This is a genomic window from Roseicyclus sediminis (genome assembly GCF_025515305.1).
Classification (GTDB): Bacteria; Pseudomonadota; Alphaproteobacteria; order Rhodobacterales; family Rhodobacteraceae; genus Roseibacterium; species Roseibacterium sediminis.
Window position 1 is genome coordinate 248,701 of record NZ_JAOPHT010000002.1, and the last position, 25,630, is coordinate 274,330.

22 protein-coding genes are annotated in these 25,630 nt (G+C 68.0%); 15 read left to right on the forward strand and 7 right to left on the reverse strand.

Translation table 11 applies throughout. The features are described 5' to 3' along the window. The first annotated feature begins 68 nt into the window (after positions 1-68). The 7 genes from N8I71_RS03700 (at position 69) to N8I71_RS03730 (ending at position 7,741) form a co-directional block, all read left to right on the forward strand. The gene (locus N8I71_RS03700; protein WP_262876580.1) at positions 69-626 is read left to right on the forward strand and encodes a lipid-binding SYLF domain-containing protein; all 558 of its coding nucleotides are present in this window, start codon (positions 69-71) and stop codon (positions 624-626) included. Positions 627-706: 80 nt separating this feature from the next. Further along, positions 707-3,178 carry a penicillin acylase family protein gene (locus N8I71_RS03705; RefSeq protein ID WP_262876581.1) on the forward strand — a complete coding sequence of 824 codons (2,472 nt, stop codon included), beginning with the start codon at positions 707-709 and terminating at the stop codon, positions 3,176-3,178. Between the two features lie 137 nt (positions 3,179-3,315). Next, positions 3,316-4,194 (forward strand): ATPase, encoded by an 879-nt coding sequence (locus N8I71_RS03710; protein WP_262876582.1) that lies wholly within the window; start codon positions 3,316-3,318, stop codon positions 4,192-4,194. 32 nt (positions 4,195-4,226) lie between these two features. After that, positions 4,227-5,186: a homoserine O-succinyltransferase gene (locus N8I71_RS03715; protein WP_262876583.1), complete on the forward strand. Its 960-nt coding sequence runs from the start codon at positions 4,227-4,229 to the stop codon at positions 5,184-5,186. Further along, positions 5,183-6,133, forward strand: a complete 951-nt coding sequence (locus N8I71_RS03720) for an alpha/beta fold hydrolase (RefSeq protein WP_262876584.1) — start codon at positions 5,183-5,185, stop codon at positions 6,131-6,133. Before N8I71_RS03715 ends, N8I71_RS03720 begins: the two co-directional genes overlap by 4 nt. A 73-nt stretch (positions 6,134-6,206) precedes the next feature. Further along, positions 6,207-7,118 carry a polyphosphate kinase 2 gene (ppk2, locus tag N8I71_RS03725; protein WP_262876585.1) on the forward strand — a complete coding sequence of 304 codons (912 nt, stop codon included), beginning with the start codon at positions 6,207-6,209 and terminating at the stop codon, positions 7,116-7,118. A gap of 5 nt (positions 7,119-7,123) precedes the next feature. Next, positions 7,124-7,741 carry a TetR/AcrR family transcriptional regulator gene (locus N8I71_RS03730; protein ID WP_262876586.1) on the forward strand — a complete coding sequence of 206 codons (618 nt, stop codon included), beginning with the start codon at positions 7,124-7,126 and terminating at the stop codon, positions 7,739-7,741. A gap of 82 nt (positions 7,742-7,823) precedes the next feature. Here N8I71_RS03730 and N8I71_RS03735 read toward each other — a convergent pair whose 3' ends face one another. After that, positions 7,824-11,231: an indolepyruvate ferredoxin oxidoreductase family protein gene (locus tag N8I71_RS03735; RefSeq protein WP_262876587.1), complete on the reverse strand. Its 3,408-nt coding sequence runs from the start codon at positions 11,229-11,231 to the stop codon at positions 7,824-7,826. Positions 11,232-11,413: 182 nt separating this feature from the next. On the opposite strand from N8I71_RS03735, the gene N8I71_RS03740 reads away from it, so the two are divergent. From N8I71_RS03740 to N8I71_RS03765, 6 genes are all read left to right on the forward strand, one after another. After that, complete coding sequence (locus N8I71_RS03740; protein WP_262876588.1) at positions 11,414-12,340, forward strand: LysR family transcriptional regulator; 927 nt, start codon at positions 11,414-11,416, stop codon at positions 12,338-12,340. 203 nt (positions 12,341-12,543) lie between these two features. Beyond that, entirely contained in the window at positions 12,544-13,032 is a 489-nt protein-coding gene (locus tag N8I71_RS03745; protein ID WP_262876589.1) for a GNAT family N-acetyltransferase, read from the forward strand. A gap of 78 nt (positions 13,033-13,110) precedes the next feature. Beyond that, positions 13,111-15,270 carry a phosphoribosylformylglycinamidine synthase subunit PurL gene (gene purL, locus N8I71_RS03750; RefSeq protein WP_262876590.1) on the forward strand — a complete coding sequence of 720 codons (2,160 nt, stop codon included), beginning with the start codon at positions 13,111-13,113 and terminating at the stop codon, positions 15,268-15,270. A 66-nt stretch (positions 15,271-15,336) separates the two neighbouring features. Further along, entirely contained in the window at positions 15,337-15,573 is a 237-nt protein-coding gene (locus N8I71_RS03755; protein ID WP_262876591.1) for a BolA/IbaG family iron-sulfur metabolism protein, read from the forward strand. Positions 15,574-15,589: 16 nt separating this feature from the next. Beyond that, positions 15,590-15,949 (forward strand): Grx4 family monothiol glutaredoxin, encoded by a 360-nt coding sequence (gene grxD / locus N8I71_RS03760; RefSeq protein WP_262876592.1) that lies wholly within the window; start codon positions 15,590-15,592, stop codon positions 15,947-15,949. A gap of 191 nt (positions 15,950-16,140) precedes the next feature. Next, entirely contained in the window at positions 16,141-17,046 is a 906-nt protein-coding gene (locus N8I71_RS03765) for a CgeB family protein (protein WP_262876593.1), read from the forward strand. A 48-nt stretch (positions 17,047-17,094) separates the two neighbouring features. Here N8I71_RS03765 and N8I71_RS03770 read toward each other — a convergent pair whose 3' ends face one another. From N8I71_RS03770 to N8I71_RS03795, 6 genes are all read right to left on the reverse strand, one after another. Then, positions 17,095-17,874 carry a DsbA family protein gene (locus N8I71_RS03770; protein WP_262876594.1) on the reverse strand — a complete coding sequence of 260 codons (780 nt, stop codon included), beginning with the start codon at positions 17,872-17,874 and terminating at the stop codon, positions 17,095-17,097. Positions 17,875-17,876: 2 nt separating this feature from the next. Continuing rightward, entirely contained in the window at positions 17,877-19,343 is a 1,467-nt protein-coding gene (der, locus tag N8I71_RS03775; protein WP_262876595.1) for a ribosome biogenesis GTPase Der, read from the reverse strand. Between the two features lie 64 nt (positions 19,344-19,407). Beyond that, on the reverse strand, positions 19,408-19,848 hold the full coding sequence (locus N8I71_RS03780; RefSeq protein ID WP_262876596.1) for a YaiI/YqxD family protein: 441 nt from the start codon (positions 19,846-19,848) through the stop codon (positions 19,408-19,410). Then, positions 19,845-20,882, reverse strand: a complete 1,038-nt coding sequence (locus tag N8I71_RS03785; RefSeq protein WP_262876597.1) for a hypothetical protein — start codon at positions 20,880-20,882, stop codon at positions 19,845-19,847. Before N8I71_RS03785 ends, N8I71_RS03780 begins: the two co-directional genes overlap by 4 nt. Next, positions 20,879-21,649: an HpcH/HpaI aldolase family protein gene (locus N8I71_RS03790; protein ID WP_262876598.1), complete on the reverse strand. Its 771-nt coding sequence runs from the start codon at positions 21,647-21,649 to the stop codon at positions 20,879-20,881. The genes N8I71_RS03785 and N8I71_RS03790 overlap by 4 nt, the downstream gene beginning before the upstream one ends. A gap of 18 nt (positions 21,650-21,667) precedes the next feature. After that, on the reverse strand, positions 21,668-22,900 hold the full coding sequence (locus tag N8I71_RS03795) for a urate hydroxylase PuuD (protein ID WP_262876599.1): 1,233 nt from the start codon (positions 22,898-22,900) through the stop codon (positions 21,668-21,670). A 221-nt stretch (positions 22,901-23,121) separates the two neighbouring features. On the opposite strand from N8I71_RS03795, the gene alc reads away from it, so the two are divergent. Together alc and N8I71_RS03805 are read left to right on the forward strand one after the other, a co-directional pair. Beyond that, positions 23,122-24,141 (forward strand): allantoicase, encoded by a 1,020-nt coding sequence (gene alc, locus N8I71_RS03800; RefSeq protein ID WP_262876600.1) that lies wholly within the window; start codon positions 23,122-23,124, stop codon positions 24,139-24,141. A 235-nt stretch (positions 24,142-24,376) separates the two neighbouring features. After that, a complete protein-coding gene (locus tag N8I71_RS03805) occupies positions 24,377-25,573 on the forward strand; it encodes an ABC transporter substrate-binding protein (protein WP_262876601.1) in 1,197 nt (398 codons plus the stop codon). Positions 25,574-25,630 lie beyond the last annotated feature (57 nt).

Sequence of the window (25,630 nt, forward strand, 5' to 3'; positions counted from 1 at the left end):
CAGTCCCGGCGCGAAACGACCGCGGGCGGCTGAGGCACAGGCAAGACAACCAGAGAGGCAGACAAGCCATGACACGGCTTTCCCGGCGCAATTTCATCATCGCAGGCGGCAGCCTTCCGCTTCTGGCGGCATGCGGCAACGGTCTCAATTCCGGCGGCGGGCAGCGCATCGACGCGCGCGTCGATGCCGCCCTCGACTTCATGGTGCAGGAGGTGCCCGGCACCGGGCAGCTGGTGCAGGACGCCGCCGGCATGCTCGTCATGCCGCTGGTCACCGAGGCCGGTTTCGGCTTCGGCGGCTCCTACGGGCGCGGCGCGCTCAGGATCAACGGCACCACGGTCGACTACTACTCGGCCGCCTCGGGGTCCTTCGGCCTGCAGATCGGTGCGCAGCAGTATTCCCACACGCTCTTTTTCATGACCGAAGAGGCGCTGAGCAACTTCCGCAATTCGCCCGGCTGGTCGGCGGGCGCCGACGTGCGCTATGCCGTCAACGCCACGGGCGCGACGCTCGGGGTGGACACGACGGCGCTGCTCGATCCGGTGATCGCGGTGATCTACGGGCAGGCCGGCCTCATCGTCGGCGCCACGCTCGAAGGCACGCGATACACCCGCATCCTCCCGTGATTTCCGCGCGGCCGGCGGTGGCTTGCATTTCCGGGCACGCCCGTTAGATCGGGCGCATCGTCCCCGGACCCCGAGGTGTCATGGCCATCCTGCTGCGCTGGCTTCTGCGACTGGTGACCCTTGCCGTCGCGCTTTGCGTGGCGGGCATCGCCGTGGCCGGGTGGATCGCATCGCGGTCCATCCCCGACTACGAGGCCGAATGGCAGGTCGGCGGGATCACCGCACCCGTGGAGATCGTGCGCAACACGGCGGCCGTTCCGCATATCTTCGGGGCGACCGATGCCGATGTGTTCTACGGGCTGGGCTTCGTTCATGCGCAGGACCGCCTGTGGCAGATGCTGATGCTGCGGCGGACGGCACAGGGCCGGCTGTCCGAGATTTTCGGGCCGGCGACACTTCAGACCGACGACCTTCTCAGGCGGCTCGACCTCGATGGCCATGCCCGCGCCTCGCTCGACGCGCTGGAGCCCGAAACGCTTGCCGCGCTCGAGGCCTATTCGGCGGGCGTCAACGCCTGGATCGGGCTGGTGGCCGAAGAGGCGCTGGGACGCGGCGCGCCGGAGCTGTTCCTATTCGAGCCCGAGATCGCACCCTGGCGGCCGGCCGATTCCGTCGCCGTGACGCTTGTCATGGCGCTGCAACTGGCCTCCCACCACGAGGAGGAGGTGCTGCGCGCCCGTGCTTCCCTCGCGCTCGGAGATGCCGACCGGCTGGCCGACCTGATGCCGGACGCACCGGGCGAAGGCGCGGCCGATCTGGCCGACTATGCGAGCCTTTTCGACGCGCCCCTGCCCCGCTTCGCCGCGAGTGACCCCACGCCGCGCCATCCGCTCCATCCCAACTATCTCGGGCTTGGACGGGGGGGCGCATCGAACGCGTTCGCCGCCGCCGCCTCGCGATCGGCCGCGGGCGGCGCGATCCTGGCCAACGACCCCCATCTCGGCCTGACCGCGCCGTCGATTTGGTATCTCGCGCGGCTCGAGCTGTCCTCGGGCGGTGTGATCGGTGGGACGATCCCGGGAATGCCCATGGTCCTCGTCGGCCGGTCCGAGAGGCTGGCCTGGGGGCTGACCTCCTCCTACCTCGACGATATCGACCTCTACGTCGAGGAGCTGAACCCGGAGAACCCCGAGGAGTATCGTACGCCCGATGGCTGGGCCACGTTCGAGACCCGCCGCGAGATCATCGACGTGGCCGGCGAAGCGCCGGTGACGATCACCCTGCGGCGGACGGAAAACGGCCCCGTCATCCCGGGCAGTCATTTCGATTTCGCCGCCGTGACCCCGCCCGGCCATGTCATGAGCATGGCCTGGACCGCCCTGACCGACCGCAACACCTCGATCCAGATGGGCTTCAAGCTGATGCGCGCGACCACGATCGAGGAGGCGCTTGCGGCGGGCGAGGACTTTGTCGCGCCGTCGCAGAACCTCATGCTGGCCGATGCCGACGGGCGCATCGCGATGCAGGTCATCGGCCACATGCCTTGGCGCTCGACCCGCCACCAGACCCTGGCGCGGATGCCCTCGCCCGGCTGGGTGGAGGACAACCGCTGGCTGGGCGTGACGCAGTATTTCGCCAATCCCCGCTTCGTCGATCCCGAGGGCGGGCTTCTGGGCAACACCAACAACAAGACGGTGGACCGCGACTTTCCCCTCCATGTCAGCTTCGACTGGGGCGACACGCAGCGCATCACGCGCCTGACGCGGCTGATGCAGGACCGGCAGGTCCATACCCGCGACAGTTTCGTCGAGGCGCAGCTCGATACCGTGTCGGCTGCCGCCCGCAACATCCTGCCGCTCGTCGCGCGCGACCTGTGGTTCATCGAGGAGGCGGCGCCGGAAGGCACGCCCGACCGCCGCCGCCAGCGCGCGCTCGAACTGCTGGCCGAATGGAACGGCGAGATGAACGAGCACCTGCCCGAGCCGCTGATCTACGTGGCCTGGATGCGGGCCCTTCAGCAGCGGCTGATCCGCGACGAGCTCGGCCCCCTGGCCGAAGAATTCCGGGCGCTGGAACCGGTCTTCATCGAGCGCGTGTTCCGGGACGTGAACGGGGCGGCGGAGTGGTGCGACGTGGCGCCCTCGACGGCGGACGAGAACTGCACCGAGATCGCACGTCTCGCGCTGGACGACGCGCTGCAGGAACTGGTCGAGCGATACGGGACCGATGTCGAAAGCTGGCGCTGGGGTGCGGCGCACGAGGCCCACCACGATCACCCTGTCCTGGGCGACACGCGTCTGTTTTCGTGGATCGTGAACATCCGGCAGCCGACCTCGGGCGGGGATTTCACCCTCCAGCGGGGGCAGATCGCGGCGGAAGGGCCGGACCCCTACGCCAACATCCACGCGGCGGGCTACCGGGGCGTCTACGACTTCGCCGACCCCGACAGTTCGGTCTTCATCATCTCGACGGGGCAGTCCGGCCATCCGCTGAGCCGGCACTACGACGACCTGGGCGAGTTGTGGCGGCGCGGGGAATACGTGCCGATGACGCTCGACCCCGAACTTGCGCGGGCGGGCAACATCGGGGTGACCGTGCTCACTCCCAGGTGAATGCGCAGGCCGGAAAGGCCGGATTTCCCGCCACGTTTTCCACATCGGCAACCGCCCGGCCGAGGGGCGGGCTTTCGCCCTGCCCCGCCCTGCGCTAGAGAAATCGGGATCACGCCCTCTCGCCTGGACCGAAGCCCATGCCCCTTCTCTACGACAGCCCCGACGCCTGGCTCACCGCGTCCGAGAAGCGGCTTGCGGTCTTCGGGATGTCGGGCCTCGGCAAGACGCGGCTCGCGAGCCTGATGCGGGACCAGGGCGACTGGTTCCACTACTCGATCGACTACCGCATCGGCACCGCCTACATGGGCGAGCACATCACCGACAACCTCAAGCGGCAGGCGATGCGGGTGCCCTTCCTCGCGGATCTCCTGCGCTCGGATTCGATCTATATCGGCTCGAACATCACCTTCGGGAACCTCGCCCCCCTGTCCACGTTCCTCGGCAAGCCGGGCGACCCGAACAAGGACGGCCTGCCCTTCGAGGAATACATGCGCCGGCAGAACCTGCATCGCCGGGCGGAGATCAACGCGCTTCTGGACACGCCGTCCTTCATCGCGCGGGCGCGCGATCTCTACGGCTATCCGCACGTGATCTGCGATACCGGCGGCTCGATCTGCGAAGTCGTCGACCCCGACGATCCCGCCGACGAGGTGCTGAGGACGCTGTCTGCCCATACGCTTCTCGTCTGGATCGAAGGGACGGAGGAACACGCCGCCGACCTCATCCGCCGCTTCGACGCGGCCCCGAAGCCGATGTATTACCGGCCCGATTTCCTCCTGCCGCTGTGGCAGTCCTATCTCGACGAGCATGGGGTCACGCCCGACGGCGTGGATCCTGACGATTTCGTCCGTTTCGCCTATGCCAAGGCGCTGGCCCACCGGGCGCCGCTTTACGCCGCGATGGCGCGCAACTGGGGCGTGACGGTCACCGCCGCCGAAGTCGCCTCGGTCCGCGATGCCGCCGATGCGGTCGCGATGGTCGCCGCGGCCCTTGGCAGGCAGGGCGCCAGCGCCTAGGTCACCCCTTCCCAACCGGAGCCCGACGCGACATGCCGATCCGCCTGCCCTCGACCCTGCCCGCCTTCCAGGTCCTCCGTTCCGAGGGCGTGATGGTGATGGGACGGAGCGCGGCCGACCGGCAGGATATCCGTCCGCTGCGCATCGGCCTGCTGAACCTGATGCCGAAGAAGATCCAGACCGAGACGCAGTTCGCCCGCCTGATCGGGGCGACGCCCCTCCAGGTCGAGCTGTCGCTGATCCGGATGAGCGATCACGAGACGAAGAACACCGCCGCCGACCACATGGAGGAGTTCTACCGCCCCTTCCGCGAGGTCGAGGAGACCGGAGAGAAGTTCGACGGACTGATCATCACGGGCGCGCCGATCGAGCATCTCGAATTCGAGGACGTGACCTACTGGGACGAGCTGACCCGCGTCTTCGACTGGACGCAGGGCCATGTGCATTCCACCTTCGGCGTCTGCTGGGGCGGGATGGCGATGATCCACCATTTCCACGGGGTGAAGAAACACCTGCTGCCGCAAAAGCTGTTCGGCTGCTACCGGCACATGAACCTCGCCCCGGAACGCCCTTATCTCAGGGGATTTTCCGACGATCTGGTGATGCCGGTCAGCCGCTGGACCGAGATGCGCCGCGACGAGATCGAGGCGGCGGGCCTGCCGGTCCTGCTGCATTCCGAGGCGGTCGGACCCGCTCTGGTGGAAGATCCCGCGCACCGTGCGCTCTACATCTTCAACCACCTCGAATACGACAGCGGGACCCTGAACGAGGAGTACCGCCGCGACCTCGACAGCGTGCAGGTCGAGGGCGCCCAGATTGCCATGCCGGTCAACTATTTCCCCGATGACGACCCCGCGCGCAAGCCGCCGAACCGCTGGCGCAGCCATGCCCACCTGCTCTACGGCAACTGGATCTCGGAGGTCTACCTGACGACGCCCTTCGACATCGCCGAGATCGGCACCAAGAGCACCGACCTCAGGGCCGAGACGTGAAGATCCTGCTCTGGCTCGCGCTGGCCGTCGTGGCCTTCGCTGCGCTCACGCTCTGGAAAGCCGCGCGGCACGAGCGCCAGGCCGAGGCGCACTGGCCGCCCGAGGGGCAGTTCCTCACCATCGACGGGCACCGGGTGCACTACGTCATGCGCGGACAGGGCCCCGACCTCGTCCTGATCCATGGCGCAAGCGGGAACACCCGCGATTTCACCCATGCGATGGCCGACCGTCTCGCCGCGCGCTACCGGGTCTTCGTCTTCGACCGACCGGGCCTCGGCTATACCGAGCGGATCGATCCCAAGGGCGCCCCTCTGGCGCTGCAGGCCGATCTCCTCGCGCGGGCGGCCGCGGAACTCGGGGCGGAGCGCCCCATCGTCTTCGGCCATTCCTACGGCGGCGCCGTTGCGCTGGCCTGGGCGATCGCGCGCCCCGAGGGGCTGTCGGCGCTGGTCCTGTCGGCGGCGGCCTCCAATCCCTGGGACACGGGGCTCGGGCTTTACTACACGGTGCTCTCCCACCCGCTTGGCCAGCGTTTCGTCATTCCGCTCCTGACGGCCTGGGTGCCCGACCGCGTGGTCGACGATGCCATCGACGGGGTCTTCCTGCCGCAGACCGCGCCCGAGGGCTACCATGCCCATATCGGGGCGGGCCTCACGCTGCGCCGGGTGTCGATGCGGGCCAATGCGCTTCACCGGGCCAATCTGCTCGAGGACATCCGCGGACAGGTGCCGCGCTATGGCGAGATCGCGGTGCCCGTCGAGATCCTGCATGGCGACGCGGACGATACCGTGCCGCTCCGCGTCCACTCCGAGCCGCTGTCCCGGCAGATCCCGGGCGCGGTGCTGACGCCTCTGCCGGGGATCGGCCACATGCCACATCACGCCGTGCCCGAAGCGGTGGACGCCGCCATCGACCGCGCCGCGCGGCGTGCGGGGCTTCTGCTCTGACCGGCCGCGATTGCGAACCGCCCCCGCGCGGCCTAATGTCAACCTCTGTCACATGGAAAGGGAAGCAGGTCCCATGTCCAAGAGCGCGTCTGCCGACAACCCGAAACCCTTCGACGGCGCCATCAGCCGTTTCTTCGAAAACGAGGCGCCCGAAAGCGTCCGGGCCGCGATCCGGGCGGCGAAGAAGGACGTCGTGCTCAACGCCGGCTATCCGTACGGCAAACGGATGGACAAGGACGATTACGAGGATCAGCTTCAAGCGCTGCAGGTGGAGCTGGTGAAGTTCCACGCCTGGGTCCGCGACAGCGGTCAGCGGATCGCGGTCGTGTTCGAGGGCCGCGACGCCGCCGGCAAGGGCGGCTCGATCAAGCGCGTGCGCGAGAACCTCAACCCGCGCGTCGCGGGTGTCGTGGCGCTCCAGAAACCGACCGAACGCGAGGCCGGGCAATGGTATTTCCAGCGCTACGTCCACCACCTGCCCGCCGCCGGCGAGATCCGCCTCTTCGACCGCTCGTGGTACAACCGGGGCGTGGTCGAGCATGTCTTCGGCTTCTGCACCGCCGAGGACCGGCGCACCTTCTTCCGCCAGCTGCCCGACTTCGAGCAGATGCTGGTCGATGACGGGATCCGGCTGACGAAGATCTGGCTCAACGTCGGCCGCGCCGAGCAGCTGCGCCGCTTCCTCGACCGCGAGAACGACCTCCTGAAACAGTGGAAGCTCAGCCGGATCGACGTCGACGGCCTCGCGAAATGGGACGCCTATTCCGATGCCATCGCCGAGACGCTCGCGCTGGGGCATACGGCCCACGCGCCCTGGACGGTGATCCGTGCCGATGACAAGCGCCGCGCCCGCCTCGCCGTGATCCGCGCGATCCTCGCGCCGCTCGAGTACGACGGGAAGGACGATGCCGTCGTGGGACGGCCCGACCCCGCGATCTGCGGCGGCCCCGAGATGTGGGCCGACCATTCGACCCCGGGCGCCTGAGCGGGATGTCCAAACGCGGCTATCATCACGGCAATCTCCGGCAGGCCCTCGTCGATGCCGCCCTGCGCCTGATCGAGGCGAAGGGCCCCACGGGCTTCACGCTGTCGGAGGCGGCCAAGGATGCCGGGGTGACGCCCGCCGCGGTCTACCGTCATTTCGAGGGGCGCGAGGACCTGATCGCCGAATGCGCCCGCCAGGGCCACGAGATCTTCGCCGACCTCATGGCCTATGCCTACAACGACGGCAAACCGACCGCGCTCACCGCCTTCGAGGCGACGGGCCGCGCCTACCTCGCCTTCGCGCGGAAGTACCCCGGCCACTACATGGCGATGTTCGAAAGCGGCACTTCGGCCAATGCCACGCCGGAACTCGCCGCGGCGGCCGCGAAGTCGCGCGCGGTCCTCGAACGCGCGGCCGAGGCGCTGTCGGAGCATATCCCCGAGGGCAAGCGCCCGCCGCCCTCCATGTTCTCGGCGCATATCTGGGCGATGAGCCACGGTGTGGTGGAGCTGTTCGCCCGCGGACGGCCCGGCGCCAACACGCCGTTTTCGCCCGAGGACCTGCTGGAGGCGGGGATCGGCATCTACCTCCGCGGCCTCGGCCTCATCCGCCCCGACGAATAGCGCCCCCGCTCTTCATCTTTCTCCAAATACGCACCGCCGAAAGCGGGCGCCGTGCGGGGCTCGATGCCCCGCGCGGCGCGTCTCACTCGGCGGCCTGCGCCAGGGGCGCCCCGCCCGAGCGCAGCATCGCGATCAGATCCTCGCGCTGGCGCGCCGCCTTCTCCGCGTTGCGCTCCTTCACCGGGCCGAAGCCACGGATCGTCAGGGGCAGTTCCGCCAGCGCCACCAGCGCGTCCAGCGTCGCGGGCGCGGCCTTGGGCAGCATGTCGGCCATGTCGGCCTCGTACTGGCGGATCAGCTTGCGCTCCATCCGCCGCTCGGCGCTGTAGCCGAAGGGGTCGAAGGGCGTGCCGCGCAGCGCCTTCATCTTCGCCAGCACGGGGTAGAGCCGCATCATCCAGGGCCCGAATTCGCGCTTCCTCGGACGGCCCGCGGCGTCACGCCCGGGCAGGAGCGGCGGCGCGAGATGGAACTTCATCCGGAAATCGCCCTCGAACTCGGCGCGCGCCTTCTCCTCGGTGGCAAGGTGCAGCCGCGCGACCTCGTATTCGTCCTTGTAGGCCAGAAGCTTGTGATAGCCCTTCGCCACGGCCTCCTTCAGGCGGGGATCGCCGATGCCATCGACCAGCTTGCGATATCGCCGGGCGAGCCTGCGGCCCTGGTAGGCCGCGAGATGGTCGGCGCGGAAGGCGATCTTCTCCTCCAGCGTCTTGGGTTTCTCGACCACGCCCGATGTCGGCAGGCGCCGGGCGGCTTCGGGGTTCAGCACCGCCCAGCGGCCCATCTCGAAGGCCTGCGCGTTCTTCTCGACCGCGGCGCCGTTCAGGCGGATCGCCTCCAGGATCGCGGCATGGCTGAGGGGGATGAGCCCCATCTGCCAGGCCGCGCCGAAGACCATCATGTTCGAGAAGATCGAATCGCCCAGCAGAACCCGCGCCAGCTCCGTCGCGTCGAACAGCGCGAGCCGGTCGCGCAGCCGCGCCTGCAGCGCGATCTCGAGGTCGTGGCCGGGAATGCGGAACTCGGTGTCGCGGGTGAAGGCGCCGGTGATGATCTCGTGGCTGTTGACCGCGGCCCCGGTCTGGCCGGTGCGCATGAGGCCCAGTGTCTTGGCGCCCCCCGTGACCACGAGGTCGCCACCGATCACCGCATGCGCCTCGCCCAGGCCCACGCGGACCGCGCCGATATCCTCGGGGCGTTCGGCCAGCCGCAGATGGATCCAGACCGCCCCGCCCTTCTGCGCCAGGCCCGCCATCTCGATCATTCCGACGCCCTTGCCGTCGATCTGCGCCGCCTGCGCCATGACCGCGCCGATGGTCACGACGCCGGTGCCGCCCACCCCCGTCACCAGCACGTTATGCGTGCCCTGGATCGCCGGCAGGGATGGCTCGGGCAGGCCCGACAGATCCACCTGCGCCGTCGCCTGCTTGCGGATCGTGGCCCCTTCCAGCGTCACGAAACTGGGGCAGAAGCCCTTGAGACAGCTGAAATCCTTGTTGCAGGACGACTGGTCGATCGCCCGCTTGCGGCCAAGCTCGGTCTCGACCGGCACGATGGAGACGCAGTTCGACTGGACCCCGCAATCGCCGCATCCCTCGCAGACATCGGTGTTGATGAAGACGCGGCGGTCGGGGTCGGGGAAGGTCCCGCGCTTGCGGCGGCGGCGCTTCTCGGCGGCGCAGGTCTGCACGTAGATGATCGCCGAGACGCCGGGGATTTCCTGGTACTTCTCCTGCACCGGCATCAGGTCGTCGCGCTCGTGCCGCTCCAGCCCCGAAGGATAGCGGGACCAGTCGATCTCCTCTTTCGGGTCATAGACCAGCGCGATGTTCTCCACGCCCATGGCCTGAAGCTCGCGCGCGATGCGGGCGGGGTCGAGGTCGCCCTCGTTGTGCTGCCCGCCGGTCATGGCGACGGCGTCGTTGAAGAGGATCTTGTATGTGATGTTCGCCTTCGAGGCGAGTGCGGCCCGGATCGCCATGATGCCGGAGTGGTTGTAGGTGCCTTCGCCAAGGTTCTGGAACACGTGCTTGCGCGTCGAGAACGGCGCCTCGCCGATCCAGTTCGCGCCCTCGCCGCCCATGTGGGTATAGGCCTCGGTGTTGCGGTCCATCCATTTCGCCATGAAATGACAGCCGATGCCCGCGCCCGCGCGCGCGTCCTCGGGCACCTTGGTGGAGGTGTTGTGCGGACAGCCGGAGCAGAACCAGGGCGTGCGGACGGCCAGGTCGGGCGCGTTGTCGGCGCGCCGGGCGTCCTCCACGCGGGCGATGCCGGCGCGGATCGCCTCGGTCTCGCGGCCTTCTTCTATAAGGATGCGGCCGAGCTTCACCGCGATGTCGGCGGGGTCCAGCGCGAAATGCGACGGGAAGAGGATCTCGCCGCCGCCGCCCTTCCGGTAGCCATAGACGCGCCGCCCGCGACGGTCGTCGAAGATCGCCTCCTTCACCTGCACTTCGATGAGCTTGCGCTTCTCCTCGACGACGACGATCAGGTCCAACCCTTCGGCCCAGGCGGCGAAACTCTTCATGTCGAGCGGCCAGGTCTGGCCGACCTTGTAGGTCGTGACGCCGAGGCGCTCGGCCTCCGCTTCGTCGATGCCGAGGGCCGACAGCGCCGACATGAGGTCGAGCCAGTTCTTGCCCGCGGCAACGAAGCCGATCCTTGCGCCGGCTTTGCCGTGAACGCGCCGGTCGATGCCGTTCGCCGCGGCGAACGCCTCCGCGGCGAAGCGTTTGTGGCCGAGCAGGCGCTCTTCCTGCGGGATCCAGTGATCGCCGAGCCGGATGTTCAGACCGCCCTCGGGGATCGGAAAATCGGGGATGACGAAGGACAGGCGATCGGGACGCCCGTCGACGACGGCGGTCGCCTCGACGGTGTCCTTCATGGTCTTGAGACCCACCCAGACACCGGCATAGCGGCTGAGCGCGTAGCCATAGAGGCCGAAGTCGAGAATCTCCTGCACGCCCGCGGGGCTGAGGACCGGCATGTGCGCGTCGACGAGCGCCCAGTCGGATTGATGGCAGGTGGTCGAGCTTTCCCCGGTATGGTCGTCGCCCATCGCGACGAGGACGCCGCCATTTTTCGACGTGCCCGCCATGTTCACGTGCCGGAACACGTCGCCCGAGCGGTCGACGCCCGGCCCCTTGCCGTACCAGAGGCCGAAAACGCCGTCGAACTTCCCCTCGCCCCGAAGCTCCGCAGTCTGGCTGCCCCATAGCGCGGTGGCCGCGAGGTCTTCGTTCAGCCCCGGCTGAAACACGACGTCGGAGGCATCGAGGTGCTTTCGTGCCCGTGCCATCTGCATGTCGACAGCCCCGAGCGGAGAGCCGCGATAGCCGGTGACAAGGCCCGCGGTGTTCAGCCCCGCTGCCCTGTCGCGTTCCTTCTGCATCAGCATGAGGCGGACGAGCGCCTGCGTGCCGTTCAGCAGAACGGGAGATTTCGAAAGATCGAAACGGTCCTCGAGGGAAACGGACTGCACACCCATCTTGGCACCTCCCTGCCGGTCATGGTTCGCGCTTTTCCGGATTATAGGTCAAAAATACTGACCTGAAAACAGGTTTTACATGGGGAGTGTTTCACCTTCGGGTTGAAAACCCGGCCCGGCTCTATATCCATTTGAAAGCGCTTTGAGGCACGGATATGCGGGCGCAGACAGGGAGCAAGGCCTTGGACTGGGACAAACTGCGCATCTTCCACGCCGTCGCCGACGCGGGCAGCCTCACGCATGCCGGCGACACGCTGCATCTAAGCCAGTCGGCCGTCAGCCGGCAGATTCGGTCGCTGGAAGAGAATCTGAACACCACGCTCTTTCACCGCCATGCGCGGGGCCTGATCCTGACCGAACAGGGCGAGCTTCTCTTCGACGCGACGCGGCACATGTCCAAACGGCTCGAAGCCGCCGCGGCCCGCATCCGCGATTCGGAGGAGGAGGTCTTCGGCGAATTGCGGGTGACCACGACGATCGGGTTCGGCTCGCTCTGGCTGGCACCGCGCCTGCCGGCGCTTTACGAGAAATACCCCGACCTCAAGATCGACCTGATGCTGGAGGAACGTCTGCTCGACCTGCCCATGCGCGAGGCCGACGTGGCGATCCGCATGAAGGAACCCAGCCAGGCCGACCTCATCCGGCGGCGGCTCATGTCGATCAACATGCGCCTCTACGCCTCGCCCCGGTATCTCGCCGCGCGCGGCACGCCCGATACGCTGGACGGTCTGCGGGACCACCGCCTGATCAGCCAGAACGCGACCTCGGCGCAGGTGTCGGCGGGCGCGATCCTCGTGCGGGAACTGATGAGCTACGACATCGGGAGCCATCTGACGGTGAACAACTATTTCGGCGTCCTGCAGGGCGTCATCCACGATCTCGGGATAGGTGTCCTGCCCGATTACCTGACCCAGGATTTCCCCGAACTGGTCCGTGTCCTGCCGGATGTGGAATCGAGCGAGGTGCCGGTCTTCCTCGCCTATCCCGAGGAACTGCGGCAGTCCAAGCGCATCGAGGTCTTCCGCGATTTCGTGACCGAGGAGGTCATCGCCTACCGCCGCCGTCAGAAAGAGGCCGCGGCCGAGGGATTGCCCCCGCCGGAAGGCTGAAAACCCATCCCTTTCGATGTGTGCTATGCGCCACAGGAATAGCGGGATTGCGGCAGCGCGGCAGGTTTTGCCTTGATCGTTCAAAAGCTGCTGCCTATTTCAGCATCAATGAGGCAACGCGGGCAACCGCAGCTTCATTACCTCCCTGTTGGACTTTGGCCGAGATTCGTCTCGGCCTTTTTTTTGGTTGAACAGGCGGACGGATGGTTTCCCAGGTCGAAACAAACCCGGCGGATTTCTCGGCGTTCGCGCCGCTCCATGCGCTTTTGTCGGACGCCTTCGCCTACATGGCCGCGTGGATCGATCCCCCTTCCTCCATGACGCGGCTCACTGTCGACGGGGTCGAGGACAAGGCCCGCACCGAAGACCTTTTCGTGGTCCGAGAGGACGGGCGCCCGGTGGCCTGCCTTTTCGGCACGCCCACGGATGACGCCTACTACATCGGCAAGCTGGCCGTGACGCAAAGCCATCGGGGCCAGGGGCTTGCCCGCGCATTGGTCGAGGCCGCCGCCGCGCGGGCGCGCGACCTGAACCTCCATGCGCTGGAACTCCAGTCGCGGGTCGAACTGGTCGAGAACCACGCCACCTTCGCCGCCCTCGGCTTTGTCGAGATCGGCCGGACGGCGCATGCGGGCTACGACCGGCCGACATCGATCACCTTCCGCCGTCCCCTGCCCCGTGGTCCGGCCTGACACTTCGGCGCAGCATGCCCGCACCTCTTCCAACCGCGCGGCGCTTCGCCTAAGAAACGGCCAGCCTGAGGGGACCACATGACCGAACCAGCCATCACGCCCGATCTCATCGCGGCCCACGGCCTGAAGCCCGACGAATACGACCGGATCCTGGAGATCATCGGACGCGAGCCGACCTTCACCGAGCTGGGCATATTCTCGGCGATGTGGAACGAGCACTGTTCCTACAAGTCCTCGAAGAAATGGCTTCGCACCCTGCCGACCGAGGGGCCGCAGGTGATCTGCGGGCCGGGCGAGAATGCGGGGATCGTCGACATCGGCGACGGCCAGGCGGTGGTCTTCAAGATGGAAAGCCACAACCACCCCTCCTACATCGAGCCGCACCAGGGCGCGGCCACGGGCGTCGGCGGCATCCTACGCGACGTCTTCACCATGGGCGCGCGGCCCGTCGCTGCGATGAACGCGCTGAGCTTCGGGGAAAAGGACCACCCCAAGACCCGGGCTCTCGTGCATGGCGTCGTGGAGGGGATCGGCGGCTACGGCAACTGCTTCGGCGTGCCCACGATCGGCGGCGAGACGCGGTTCCACCCGGCCTACAACGGCAATTGCCTGGTCAACGCCTTCGCGGCCGGCCTCGTGGACGCGGACCGGATATTCTATTCCGCCGCCTCGGGTGTCGGGATGCCCGTGGTCTATCTCGGCGCGAAGACGGGCCGCGACGGCGTCGGCGGCGCCACCATGGCCAGCGCCGAGTTCGACGACACGATCGAGGAAAAGCGCCCGACGGTTCAGGTCGGCGACCCCTTCACCGAGAAGCGCCTGCTCGAGGCCTGCCTCGAGCTGATGGAAACGGGCGCGGTCATCTCGATCCAGGACATGGGGGCCGCGGGCCTCACCTGTTCGGCGGTCGAGATGGGCGACAAGGGCCGTCTCGGCATCCGGCTGACCCTCGACCACGTGCCGCAGCGCGAAACCGGCATGACCGCCTACGAGATGATGCTGTCCGAAAGCCAGGAGCGCATGCTGATGGTGCTGCGCCCCGAGAAGGAGGAGGAGGCGCGCGCGGTCTTCGAGAAATGGGATCTCGACTTCGCGATCGTGGGCGAGACCATCCCCGAGGACCGTTTCATCATTGTCCACGGAAACGAAACGAAGGCGGACCTCCCGCTGTCCAAGCTTTCCTCCGAGGCGCCGGAATACGACCGGCCCTGGATCGAGACGCCCGCGCCCCCGGAACTGGAACCCGTCCCCGAGATCGACCCGGTCGATGCGCTGCGGGCGCTCGTCACCTCGCCCAATTATTGCTCCCGCGCGTGGATCTACACCCAGTACGACCACATGGTCATGGCCGACACCGTGGTGCCCCCGGGCCTCGGCGCGGGCGTGGTGCGCGTGCACGGCACACAGAAGGCGCTGGCCTTCACCTCGGACGTGACGCCGCGCTACGTGAAGGCGAACCCGGTCGAGGGCGGCAAGCAGGCGGTGGCCGAGGCCTTCCGCAACCTCTGTTCCGTGGGCGCGCGGCCGCTCGCCACCACCGACAACCTCAATTTCGGCAACCCCGAGAAGCCCGAGATCATGGGGCAGTTCGTGGGCGCGATCAAAGGCATCGGCGCGGCGTGCAAGGCGCTCGACATGCCCATCGTCTCCGGCAATGTCAGCCTCTACAACGAGACCGACGGCCAGGCGATCCTGCCCACGCCCACCATCGGTGCGGTGGGCCTGCTCGACACGCTGGACGACCTGATCGGCGACACGATCCGCGAGGGGCATGTCCTTCTGCTCGTGGGCGAGACGCAAGGGCATCTGGGATGCTCCGCGCTTCTGTGGGAGGTGTTCAACCGCGAGGACGGCGACGCGCCGCCCGTCGACCTCGAGGTCGAGCGGCGAAACGGGGAATTCGTGCGCGCCAACCGCCAGTGGATCAACGCCTGCACCGACCTGTCCGACGGGGGCCTCGCGCTCGCCGCCTTCGAGATGGCGGTGGTGGGGGGCACGGGCCTGACCCTCGACGCGGCCGACACCGCGACGCTGTTCGGCGAGGATCAGGGGCGCTACCTGATCTCCACCAGCTTCGACAAGGCGGAGGCGCTGATGGTGGCGGCGGGCCAGGCGGGTGTCACGCTCACGACGGTGGGCAAGGTCGGCGGCGATGCGATCCGCTTCGGCACCTCCTCCGCCCCGCTCGACGAGCTGCGCGAGGTCTGGTCGGGCGCTTTCGCCGCCCATTTCGGTTGAGCGCGGCTTGCGCGACGACGGCGCCGTCTCTACATTTTCCGAGAGAAGAAGTCAGGAACCCGACGCATGCCCATCACCGCCCACGAGATCGAGAAGCTGATCCGCGAGAGCTTTCCGGACGCGAAGATCACCGTTGAAGGCGATGACGGCGCCCATTTCGCCGCCCAGGTCGTCGACGAGAGCTTTCGCGGCATGAACCGGGTGCAGCAACAGCGCGCCGTCTATGCCGCGCTGAAGGGCAAGATGGATGGCAGCCAGGGCGAGTTGCACGCGCTGGCCCTGACGACGAAGGCACCGGATTGAAAAGGAAACGGCAGAAATGACCGCCGAAGAGACCATCAGGAAAACCGTCACCGACAACGACGTGGTGCTGTTCATGAAGGGCACCAAGATGATGCCGCAATGCGGCTTCTCCAGCCGGGTCGCCGGGGTGCTGAATTACATGGGCGTCGAATTCCAGGACGTGAACGTGCTGGCCGACGAGGGTATCCGCCAGGGGATCAAGGAGTTTTCCGACTGGCCGACGATCCCGCAGCTCTACGTCAAGGGCGAGTTCGTGGGCGGCTGCGATATCGTGACCGAGATGACGCTCTCGGGCGAACTCGACCAGCTGTTCGAGGACAAGGGCGTGTCCTTCGACAAGGAAGCCGCCGACAAGATCCGCGAAGCGAACGCCTGAAGTCATGGACACAGGCCGTTGTCATGCGCGAGGGGCACGCCCCTCGCGTTTGCGTTTGCAGCAGGCGGTTACTCGGCCCGGCGGGGTTTCGCCGAAATCGTGCTTTCGCCCGGCCTCTTGAGCCACGCCCATTTACGCCGCGACGCAGAAACGTCTAGGCTCAGGCCCGGGGGCGCTCGCAAGGGTCGCTCATGTCCTGCCACATCGTGGTTCACGCCCGTTCCCTGCCGTTCATCCGGCGGAACGTCGAATTTCTCGTCGACGAACTCGCCCGGCATCACGGGGGCGCGCATCTGTTGACCGTCGAGGCGACGCTCGACGAGGCCCGCATCCCCGCCCCCTCCATCGTCTACGTGATCGGCGAAGGGCTTCCGCCATTCATGCGGCGTCCGGGGCTGTTCTACGTCTACGTGAATTTCTCCGTCGTGGCCTTCATCGGCAATCCGCTCCTTCTGTCGCCGCGGGGCGCACGCCTGATCCTAAGGAAACGGCGGCTGATGGCGCAGAAATTGCCGCTGGCCGATGTGCTGCTGGATTACTACCCGGCGCAGACCCGCGTGCTGCAGCGGCGGCTCGCCAAGCCTGTCCTCGGGTTCCTGCCCTGCAGCAAGGGTTCGCAGGAGGCCGACCTGCCCATGGCGGCACGGGACTTCGACCTCTGTTTCGTGGGCGCGATCTCGCCCCGCCGGCAACGGGTGCTGGAGGCGGCGCAGGCGGCGGGACTGCGCCTCAGCCCGCATGACGGGGCGGATCTCGAGGATCTGACGGCGCGTTCGCGGCTGACGCTGAACCTCCACATGCAGGCCTCGAACCACCTCGAGATCCCGCGGATCGTCGGCTCGCTTTCCACGGCGACACCGGTCATCACCGAAAGAAGCTTCGGGCTGGCCGAGATGTTCGGCGGCCGGGTCGGGACGGTGCAGGAGGCGCGGATCGGGGCGCTCGTGCCGCTCGCGGAACGCCTGCTGGCGGACATGTCCGGGCTGGAGGCGTTGCGGGCGGAGGCGCGGCAAGCATTCGACGGCTATCGCCGTCGCGCGTCGGCCATGCTGGCGGAGGCCGCGACCGAGATCGGGGCGCGCGCGCGCGCGGACTGACGCCGCGCGGCGCCGGCCCTGCGCTGCAATCCGGGGGGGCGGCACGGGTCAGGAACACCCGTCCGGAGGCCCCTGCTCACGCTCGATCGCGACGAGGCGCGCAAGCGTCGCGCGCGGCTGTGCGCCGACCACGATCGTGCGGCCGACGACAAGGCCGGGCGTGCCGGGAAGCCCGAGCAGTCGCGCCAGCACACGGTCCTCAACCAGTTGTGCCTGCACCGCCAGGCCGTCCCAGTCGCGCAGGAAATCCGCCACGTCGAGGCCCTGGCCTTCGGCCAGCCGGGCAAGGCCGGTCCGATCCTCGGGAACGGGGCGGACCCGAAGATGCGCGCGCATCGCATCGGCGGCACCCTGTCGCCCGGCGGCAAGGATGACCCGGGCCGCCGCCTCGGAGCGGGGTCCGAAAACCGGGAACTCGCGGGTGCGAAGCGCCATCGCGCCGGGGTCCTCGTCGGTCATTGCCGAAAGGGTCGCTTCGAGCGCCCGGCAACTGGGGCAGCGGATGTCGGTGAAATAGGTCACGGGAACCGGGCCGTCTCCGGCCCATGGCAGGCCGAGCGCGGCGCAGGGGTCGGCGGCGAGGCGCGCGGCCGTCGCTTCGTCCCCCGGCGGGAATACCGTGTCGAGGCCCGCGAGAAGCGCGCCACCCGCAAGGCCGCCCGACGCCGCGCCTTCGGCCACCAGACGGCGGAGCGGCGGCATCCGGGGCATGTCCGCAAACGCGATTTCGGGTGTGCGAAAGGCCGACCAGGGTCGCGCCATCACCAGCGCCGCGGCGCCCAGGACCGCCCCGATCCGCAGAAGGTTCCGCCGCGTCGATCCGGCCATCCCTATCCCTTCTTCGTCGCGCCCTTCCGCACGTGTTTCGACAGCCGCGAGGGCGTCGACTTCTTCCGGTCCTTGTAGGGGTTCTGGTCGGCCTGTGACCGCATCCAGAGCCGGATCGGCGTGCCCGGCATGTCGAAATCCGCGCGCAGCCCGTTCACGAGGTAGCGCGTGTAGCTGGCGGGAACCTTGTCGGGATGCGAGCACATGACGACGAAGCCCGGCGGCCGCGTCTTGGCCTGGGTCATGTAGCGCAGCTTGATCCGGCGGCCTCCCGGGGCGGGCGGAGGATGCGCCTCGGTCATCGCGGCGAGCCAGCGGTTGAGCTGCGCCGTGGTGACCCGGCGATTCCAGGTCTCGTGAGCCTTGATGATCGCGGCGTGGAGCCGGTCTATGCCCTTGCCGGTGATCGCCGAGACCGTGACGAGCGGTGCGCCCTTCAGCTGCGGCAGCAGCGTCTCGAACCCGTCGCGCAGCGCCTTCAGCTTTTCCTGCTTCTCGTCTTCGAGATCCCACTTGTTGACCGCCACGACGACCGCCCTGCCCTCGCGCTCGGCCAGGTCGGCGATCCGCAGATCCTGGGTCTCGAACGGGATCGCCGCGTCGAGAAGGACGACGACGACCTCGGCGAACTTGACCGCGCGCAGGCCGTCGGCGACCGACAGTTTCTCAAGCTTTTCCTGCACCTTGGCACGCTTGCGCATGCCGGCGGTGTCGAAGATGCGCATCGGCGTGCCGTCCCATGTGACGGGCACTGCAATGGCGTCGCGGGTGATCCCGGCCTCGGGGCCGGTCAGCAGGCGCTCCTCGCCGAGGATGCGGTTGATGAGGGTGGACTTGCCGGCGTTGGGCCGTCCGATGACGGCGATCCGAAGCGGCCGGTCGACGGTGATCGGGCGCGGGCCTTCGTCCTCGGTGTCGTCGGAGACATCGACATCGGTCTCGGGCTCGTCGGGCTCCGGGGCGCGGGCCTCCGTCTCCTCGATCAGGGGGGCGAGTATGGCGGCAAGCTCCCCCATCCCTTCGCCGTGTTCCGCCGAAAGCGCGAGGGGCTCGCCGAGGCCAAGCTCCCACGCCTCGATCAGGCCGGCATCGGCGGCGCGTCCCTCGGCCTTGTTGGCGGCAAGGATCACGGGGCGGCCCGAACGGCGCAGGATCTCGGCGAAGACGCGGTCGTTCGCGGTCAGGCCCGCGCGCGCATCGATCAGGAAAAGGCTGGCATCGGCCATCGACACGGCGCGTTCCGTCAGCCGCCGCATGCGCCCCTGCAGGCTGTCGTCCGTGGCATCCTCGAGCCCCGCGGTATCGACCACCGTGAAGTTGAGCGGCCCGAGCCGCGCCTGCCCCTCGCGCAGGTCTCGCGTGACGCCTGGCTGGTCGTCGACAAGCGCGAGCTTGCGCCCGACGAGACGGTTGAAAAGCGTGGACTTGCCGACATTGGGCCGTCCGACGATGGCGAGGGTGAAGCTCATGGGGCTTGGATCCGGTGAGGCGAAGGAGAACGCCATATCGCAAGCACCGCGCGTTGGAAACACCCTAGAGGCGACGGAGCGCAGTTTCGATGGCGCCGGCAAAGGCGCTGCGGTCGGCCTTGGAGAAGGGGCGCGGGCCGCCGAGCCCCTGCCCCTCGAGCCCGCCCCGCAGGTCGGCCATCAGGTCGCGCGTGGCAAGCTTCCCGCCGATGTTGCGCGCGTCGAGGCTCTCGCCCCGCGGCGTCAGGACGACCGCACCGGCCTCGATCGCCCGGGCGGCAAGGGGAATGTCGGCGGTAACGACAAGCGTGCCGGGCGCCGCAGCCTCGGCGATGAGATCGTCGGCGGCGTCGAAGGCATCGCCCGCCACCGTCATGGAGATCAGCGGATGCTCCGGGTGGCGAAGGTAGCCCGCCGCGAACAGGCGCACGGGGATCTTGTGGCGATACGCGGCGGCGTAGATCTGGTCCTTCACCGGGCAGGCGTCGGCATCGACGAGGATCACGCGAAATGCTCCGCCGGGAAGGGCACGGAGACCGTCGCGCCGCCCCGCTCGGTCAGGGTCAGGGTGTCATCGGCCAGCGCGACCGAGACGACCTCGGACCAGCCCGGCGGTCGCGGCAGGCTGACCATGGCGTGGCGGATCACGTGGCGCGGACCGAGGTCCAGCGTCGTCGGTACGCCGAAGGCGCTGACACGGTTCTCGGCCATCGCAGCCTTGAGGCCGACGCCCCCGGCCGCGCAGCCGTCCTCGATTCCGATCACCCCCCTGTGCCGCCCGTTCCACGGGGAAAAGTCGCGCCCCCCGTTGGAGATCCACAGCATCGTCACCGGCAGGACGCGCGGATCCTTCAGGACCACGAGCATGTCGTCCTCGGCATTGCGCATCAGGACCGTCCAGCCGAGCCTTGCATCGCGGGCCTCGACCAGAATGGCGAAATCCTCGACCGCGTGGCCGGCGGGGTAGTCGCGCAGGTCCCACTGCCCGCCATCCTCGCGGTCAAGGTGAAGATCGCCCCGCAACTGGTTGAGGGCCCAGAGATTGTGGCCCTCGTATTGCGGGTTCGGATCGGTCAGCGCGGCACGCTTGGGCGAGAAGGACAGGCGTCCTCCCTCGGCCATCCGCGCCATCGGGTGATGGGCGAGCGTCACCTCGCCCGCGCCGCCCTCGATCACGTGTGTCTGGAGAAGGACCGGGCCGACAAGCTGCACCTTCTTCGTCACCGTGGCGCCGCGCGGGGTGGCCAAAAGGCGCAGTGTGGCCTGGGACACGTCCTGCGCCACCGTCTCCCAGGGCGTGTTGGCCGGAAGCCCATGGATCGGGCCGTCCTCCACGTCGTCGGCCCCAAAGGGCATGCACAGGAAATCGCCCGCAAGCCGCCGGTTGACCAGCGGCAGGCTCTCGTCCGCCTGCACCTCCGCCTCGTCGCGCCACGGGGCGGAATGGAGCGGGACGCGCCCGCCGACGCGCCAGAGCGGGATATTCCCGACGGCGGGGTCGATCTCGACCACCGCATCGCCGTGGGCGAGACGGATCATGCCTCGGGATCCCCCTGCGCGGCGGCGGCGAGCGCCTCTTGCAGCATCATGGCGTCTGACCCGACACCGAGGAAGGTGGCCCCGGCGGCAAGGCTCTGCGCCCGCCGCTCGGCGGAGAAGGCGATGACGCCCGCCGCCTTGCCCGCGTCGCGGATGCCCGACAGGCCGGCGCACACGATGTCCCAGAGCGCGTCGGCATCGAGATCGTCGCGATAGCCGAGGTCGGCGCCAAGGTCCGCGGGGCCGATGAACACGCAATCGACGCCGTCGACGGCCGCGATCTCGGCGAGGTTTTCCATCGCCACCCCGCTTTCGGCCTGGACGATGATGCAGGTTTCGGCCGCGGCCGTCGCCGCATAATCGCCGATGGCCCCGTATGCTGCGGCGCGGGCGACGGCGGCCCCCATACCGCGGTGGCCCTCGGGCGGATAGCGGCAGGCGCGGACCACGGCCTCGGCTTCCGCCGCGGTGTCGATCATCGGCACCATGAGCGTCTGCGCGCCGAGGTCCAGCGCCTGCTTGATGATCCAGTCCTCCGCCCAGGGCAGCCGCAGGACGGGGGCGGTTCCGGTCCCTTCAAGCGCGATCAGTTGCCTGCGGGCGCCGACCGGGTCCCATGGCCCGTGCTCGCCGTCCGCCAGCGCCCAGTCGAAGCCCGCGCGCCCCGCCATCTCGGCGGTGATCTCCGAGCCGAGGTTCATCCAGATGCCGCGCGTCACGCGGCCCGCGGCCAGGGCCGCCTTCAAGTCGTTGCGCGGTGCGGTCATGATCCCTCCAGAGCGCCGTCAGAGCGCGCCGCCCGTCACCCCCCGATACCAGGCCCGGATCGCCGCGCGTTCGGCGTCGTCGATCATGGACAGGTTGTTCGGCGGCATGGCGTGGCTGACGCCCGCCTGAAGGTAGATGGACCGCGCCTGCCTCGCAATGCGGCTGTCGGTATCGAGCATCACGCCGCGAGGGGCGACGGGGATGCCGGGCCAGTAGACCTCCTCGGCGTGGCACATGGAGCAGCGGGAATAGATGATGTCGGCCACGTCCGCGAAATCGGGATGCGCCGCGAAGGCCGCCTGCGCGGGGCTGAGGGCTGCCTCCTCGACCGGGTCGTCGGACATGAGCGGCAGGACCGAAAGCCAGACGATCACGGCGAAGATCGCGGCCGTCGCGCCCCAGGTCCACCACAGGTAGCCGCCGCGCGCATGCATCGTGTTGAAGAAATGCCGGATCGTGACGCCCATCAGGAAGACGAGCGACGCGATCAGCCAGTTCCACTCGGACGCAAAGGCCAGCGGATAGTGATTGGACAGCATCAGGAAGATCACGGGCAGCGTGAGGTAGTTGTTGTGGGTCGAGCGCAGCTTGGCGATCTTGCCGTATTTCGGGTCGGGCGTGCGGCCCGCCTTCAGGTCGGCCACGACGATCTTCTGGTTGGGGATAATGATCATGGCGACGTTCGCCGTCATGATTGTGGCCGTCAGCGCGCCGAGGTGCAGAAGCGCGGCGCGCCCCGAGAAGACCTGCGTGTAGCCCCAGGCCAGAACCACGATGATCCCGAAGAGGAGCAGCATCAGAAGCGTGGGGTTCTCGCCCAGCCGCGACTTGCACAGAAGGTCGTAGGCCACCCAACCCAGCGTGAGGGACAGCGCCGAGATGACGATCGCCTGCCACGGCGCAAGCTCCATCACCGTCCAGTCGATGAGGAAGAGTTCCGCGCCGACCCAGTAGAGCAGGATCAGGAGCGCCGCGCCCGAGAGCCATGTCGCGTAGCTCTCCCACTTGAACCAGGTCAGGTGCTCCGGCATCGCCTCGGGGGCGACCATGTACTTCTGGATATGGTAAAAGCCGCCGCCGTGGACCTGCCATTCCTCGCCATCCGCGCCGCTGGCAGGCCGGGGCTCGCGCCTGAGGCCAAGGTCGAGCGCGATGAAGTAGAAGCTCGACCCGATCCAGGAGATCGCGGTGATGACATGCAGCCAGCGAACCGCGAACTCGGCCCAGTGCAACAGGATGGTGGTGTCCATGGAAGGTCCCTCGCCGGGCAAGGCGCCCGTTTTCCGGTCTTTTGCCGCCATTTCGGACATTTCCATGGGTCTCCGCAACCCGTGACGCCCCTGCCCCCTTGCTCTCGCCCCGCGAAGCCGCGTATTCGCTCGCCATCTGCTGCATTCGCAGGCATCGCACGCACCGGCCCGCAGAACCGGCCTCGTGCCGTGCGGCCTGCCTTCTCCGGACCGCGAACGCCATGACAAGCATCGAGAGCCTGAACCCCGATATCCCGCTTTTTGCCCGTACGGGCATCAACCTCGCCTCGGCCGGCCTTGGTGCGCGGGCGATCTGGGCCACGAACCAATTCTTCGCGCCGCTCGACCGGATGCTGCACGATCACGACCCCGTCTTCATCGAGGGCAAGTTCGACGACCACGGGAAATGGATGGACGGCTGGGAGACGCAGCGCCGCCGCGACGGGGGCCATGACAGCGCGATCATCAAGCTGGCAGGCGCGGGCCGGATCATCGGCTTCGATGCCGACACCACGCATTTCACCGGCAACTATGCGCCGGCCGTGCGGATCGAGGCCTGTTCCTTCCGGGGGGACGAACCGCCCGAGGACACGAACTGGGTCACGATCCTGCGCCACAAGCCGCTCGGGCCCTCGTCGCACCATTACTTCCCCTGCGACAGCTACGAAAGCTGGACGCACCTGCGGGTCAACATCTACCCCGACGGCGGTATCGCGCGGCTTCGCGTCTACGGCGTGCCGGAACTCGACGAAGCCAATTCCAAGGGCGAGATCGACCTCGTCGCCGCGCTCAACGGCGGGCGCATCCTTGGGTTCTCCGACGCCCATTACGGCGACTACAATCGCCTTCTCGCGCCCGGACGAGGCGTCAACATGGGTGACGGCTGGGAAACGCGGCGCCGGCGCGAGCCGGGCTATGACTGGATGATCATCGCGCTCGGCGCGCGCGGCGAGGTGGAGAAGGCGGTGATCGATACCGCACACTTCAAGGGCAACTACCCCGACACTGCCTCGATCCAGGCGGCAGACCTGCGCAATTTCGGCGACGGACTGACGGACGCGCTCATCACCGATTCCATGTTCTGGAAAGAGCTTCTGCCGCAGCAGAAACTCGGCCCCGACGCCGAACACGCCTACCGGAGCGAATTGATCCGCCTCGGGCCCGTCACGCATGTTCGCTTCAACATCTTCCCCGATGGTGGCGTCTCGCGGCTGAGGCTGTTTGGCACGACGGCACCCTGAACGCGCCAGACGCCGAAGCCGTTTCTGGAGGCGAAACGCAAGGACGGAACGGGGGCGCTGGCAGGCCTGGCCGTCCCAACGGTCCTGCATGGCGGGATCGGCGCCGGGACGCGGATCTTCCTATGGCTTCCATCGTTGATTTGCATAAAGGCGAGAAGGTCTTTTCACGGGTGACGGGCGCGGATAATGTCCGCGCCACAAACGGGCGTACCAGCCCAATACAGGGAGTTAATTGATGAAGAATATCCTGATGGCTTCCGCGGCCACGGTCGCGCTGACGGGGGCGGCTTTTGCTGACGCCCACGGCAATGCTGTAACGCTCGGCGTGATGCTTGGCTTCACCGGCCCCGCGGAATCTCTCGCGCCGGGCATGGCGAACGGCGCCGAACTGGCGATGGCGGAAGTGACCGAAAGCGGTCAGCTTCTCGGTGGCATGGCCGTGAACCCCTCGCGCGCGGACTCGACCTGCGTCGATGCATCGGCCTCCGTCGCGGCAGCCGAGCGTCTGATCACGGCGGAAGGCGTCAATGGCATCGTCGGTGCCCTTTGCTCGGGCGCCACGATCGCCGCGCTGACCAACGTCGCCGTCCCGAACGGCATGGTCATGATCTCGCCCTCGGCCACCAGCCCCGCGCTGTCGACCATGGAAGACAACGGCCTGTTCTTCCGGACCGCGCCGTCGGATGCCCGGCAGGGTGTCGTGATGGCACAGAACATCATGGATCGCGGGTTCGATACGGTTGCCGTGACCTACACCAACAACGACTACGGTCAGGGCCTCGCAGACAGCTTCGTCGCCGCCTTCGAGGAAATGGGCGGCACCGTGACGCTCGTGGCCGCACATGAAGACGGCCGGGCCGACTACTCGGCCGAAGTCGGCGCGCTTGCGGCAGCCGGCGGCCAGGTGCTGGTCGTGGCCGGTTACATCGACCAGGGCGGCCCCGGCATCATCCGCGCCGCGCTCGATACCGGCGCCTTCGACACCTTCGTTCTGCCGGACGGCATGGTCGGCAATGCCATCACCGATGCCTTCGGGACCGACATCAACGGCTCTTTCGGCCAGTTCCCCGGCACCGATAGCGAGGGTGCGGAGATCTATTTCGGCCTCGCGGAGGCGGCGGGCTTTGACGGCACGTCGGCGTTCTCGGCCGAGGCCTACGATGCCGCGGCGCTCATCCTGATGGCCATGCAGGCCGCAGGCTCGACCAGCCCGGGCGACTATGCCGGGCACATCATGGACGTCGCGAACGCACCGGGCGAACCGATCCTGCCGGGTGAACTCGGTCGTGCACTCGAACTGATCGCGGCAGGCACGGATGTCGACTACATCGGCGCAACGGCCGTCGAGCTGATTGGCGGCGGCGAGTCGGCCGGTGCCTATCGTGAGATCGAGGTCATCGACGGCGCGATCCAAACGGTCAACTTCCGCTGATCGCGGCACTCTCTTGAACCACTGGGGCAGCCCGGCATCGCGCCCGGGCTGCTTCGT